Genomic DNA, 3,097 nt, shown 5'->3' with positions numbered 1-3,097 from the left:
TAAAAACAATGCAATTACTATAATAAGTTTATTCATAGTTGTTTGATTTTGATTATTTGAAAGCAAAATTAATTATTTCATAAAGATATAACAAAAAAAATGATTACACATTTTACACTTTCTTAAAGAAAAAGTGTAAAATATAGATTATCAAAGATTTGTATCTTGATAGAAAATGGTTTATTGGTCACATTTCCCTAATATTTTTATCAATTCCCTTAGCTCCATCTATGCCGACTAATGAAACAAAGGTGTTATCCAATACCATTTGCTGGTTGTAAGTCGAGTTCTTGAGGAACGACTAAGTATTATCAAAGTATTTACATATCATTTGCAAGCAGGATATACCACATTGCATGGCATCATGTTGTTTTATCAAAGGAAAGTTTCTCATAATTAAGTTTAGAAATGGAAAAACACAGATGCCAAAATGTTTCTTGGGCGTAGTTCATATTCCTGACGTATCTGCATCAGATCGGTATAACTGGTGTAGGCATAGGTCTTTTGATTAAATAAGTTACGCACGTTAAGGCTCAGTTCCACACCATGTACAAAGGTATAGGAGGTGGAGAAATCGGTAAGCAAGAGTTGTTTATGCGTGTTATCGGACAACTGATTGCTGTAATGTTCTCCTGATAGTTTCAGCAGCCAAGCCTTTGTAATGTTTAGATTGCAAGAAAAACGCTGTGAAAGGTTATTGGACGAGGAACGTATATCAATATCTTTAAACGTCATTGATTCGTTGCTGTATGTTATCTCATAGTTCATCTCAAGCCATTTAAGAGGATGAATATTGACTTTAGTCGTAATACTCCATAAGTTTGATTGATAATGAGAGAGATTGTCGTTTTGGACTAATGCACCATTGAAACTCATATAATCCGTAGAAACACTTATCATTCCTCGAAGAAGGTTGAGTCCCTTGCTCATTCTTGCGCCTGTCATCCAAGTATTTGAGTGGGTTTTTCGAGCAAAATACGAGTTCAGAATATAGTCATCTATAAATCGACGAGAGGTGGTCAGTGTGCTTTCGTTCCATGAACGAGTGATGTAGACATTGGCAAAAAGCGTATTCAAGGGTTGTTTGTAATCGAAAGACAATGATAGAGATTTACCTTGTTCGCTATCATAATTCACAAAACCTGTGTTCAGATTTCTATAATCACTAAGTATCAGTCCATTGTAAAAATTCTGTTCTCTAATTTCGTTTTGAGATATACTTCCCGAAAGCGACATCTTAAACTTGGAAGAGAATAGGTATTGCAGATAAACATAGGGCGAAACGATTACTTTATGGTGGTTGTTGGAAGTCTGAACAAATTTGTCTTTAAAGAAATAGGGAGTATAACTTATGGGCAATGTCAATCTAACTTGCCATCCGCCACTTTTAAATTCGGCTTCAGGAGAAACGTAGACACGAAGGTAGGTCATATCAACATGATTGTGTACCAAACCTAATGAGTCGGGTATACCATCGGCTGTACTTCTCATACTTCGGCTCAGAACAACCAACCCTAACTTCATTGATACCATGAAGGGTTTCAGATAATAGCCCAACGAGGTGCTACTATTGCTAAAGAAAGCCTGAGAGCGCACATTCTGTTGTTGCGTTCCATTAGGTCGCTGCACCAATAATGTGTGTGGATTTGACATATAAGCATTGTAGAAATTGAATGTGAACGCTTGGTTACCTGTACGTCTGAGCAGTTCAAACTTGTTGTGAACCTTATACGATGGCTGTCGAGCTGTCTGACGATTTGGATAAGTTCCTTCAATATCTATGTCGGTGTCGTTCCATTGTAAATCGGTTGAGAGGGTGTTGGTAAAATACAATCTGCTGGTATTCGTGTTCAGTGCAATGCTTGCCGAGAGTTTGTTCTGTCGGGTCTTTGCCTTTTGGTTTTCGTTGGTCAAAATTGTGCTGTCATTGAGGAAATAAGAGGTTTGCGAGCATGAAGCCGATACTAATCGATCGTGTGAGTAAAGTAGCTGTGTGGATAGGTCGGTGTTTTTTCCAACACCCCAAAGATTATTCATCGAAATGGTGTGTGTCTGATTCTTGCGTACTCTATTCTCACTGATGTCCATCAATCGGTCGGGGATTACATTAATATGGTTCTTCAAAGCATAGTTGCGACTCAGAAAACTACTGCCTATATCATCTATCAATACCATGTTGTCCCTTGTAACGTCTGTTCCGATATTATTGCTCTTCAATGTATTGAGTAGTTGTGCTTTCTTAGCAAAGCGCATCAGTGCAGCCTCTCCCTCCCAAACGTTTGGATGAAAGCCTCCACCCGCCTTGATTGTGCCTACTAATCGGCTCTTTGCAGCCTCTTTCAATTTGATATTGATGGCGGGACTCTCCGAAAACGACATATCATCAAGGGCTTTGATGGGCTGATGGTTTTGCAGCACTTCCACGGATGCAACGTCTGTTTGATGAATATTGGTAGTAGCCAAATTGTAGCGATTACCCAACATATCGCGTCCCTCAATATAGAATTTATTTAGAGGCTTGCCATTGTGTTTTATCTCTCCACTTTCCGACACCTCTATCCCTGGCATTTTCTTCAAAACGTCTGCCAACGACTTGTCGTTGATGTCGGCAAAACTTGCCACGTTGTAGGCAAGTGTGTCGCCACGCTGACGAATGCTTGGGGCTTTCACAATGACTTCTCTCAGTTCGATAGACTTTTCTGTCATCATCATGTCGTATTGTGTCTGTCCTTCCGAAAGTGAGAGTATCTCTGTGGCGTAGCCAATCAAGGAGAATTGCAGTTCGTTGCCTGCAAGTGGTGTAGTAGTCTGCAACTTGTAACTGCCATCAGCCTGAGTTCGTGTGAATTTCAGGATACGTTTACTGCCTTCTTGTTTCAGATTGACCATCACACCTGCCAGTGGCTGTCCTGTCCGCTGTAGGCGTACAACTCCGGTCAGCGTTATTTGTGCATGGAGTTGCAATGCCAATATACACAATAAGGTCAATGTAATGTATCGCTGATGTGTTCTCATAATTCTATGTTGTGTTTTATATTCTTAACGGCTCTATTCTGTTTCTAAGGGCTGAAAGGTTAATTGTGTAGGCGAAGAATTG

Annotated in this window: 2 protein-coding genes; both read right to left on the bottom strand. The window is 39.6% G+C overall.

Translation table 11 applies throughout. The annotated features are described in order from the left end of the window. Window positions 1–301: 301 nt before the first annotated feature. The gene (locus H515_RS15220; protein WP_154655473.1) at window positions 302–394 is read right to left on the bottom strand and encodes a cysteine peptidase family C39 domain-containing protein; all 93 of its coding nucleotides are present in this window, start codon (window positions 392–394) and stop codon (window positions 302–304) included. An 8-nt stretch (window positions 395–402) separates the two neighbouring features. Continuing rightward, window positions 403–3,015 (bottom strand): carboxypeptidase-like regulatory domain-containing protein, encoded by a 2,613-nt coding sequence (locus H515_RS0110280; protein WP_154653697.1) that lies wholly within the window; start codon window positions 3,013–3,015, stop codon window positions 403–405. Between the last annotated feature and the right edge of the window lie 82 nt (window positions 3,016–3,097).

The organism is Prevotella corporis DSM 18810 = JCM 8529 (assembly GCF_000430525.1).
In the GTDB taxonomy this organism is placed as follows: Bacteria; Bacteroidota; Bacteroidia; order Bacteroidales; family Bacteroidaceae; genus Prevotella; species Prevotella corporis.
This window is presented reverse-complemented; position numbering and strand designations above follow the sequence as displayed.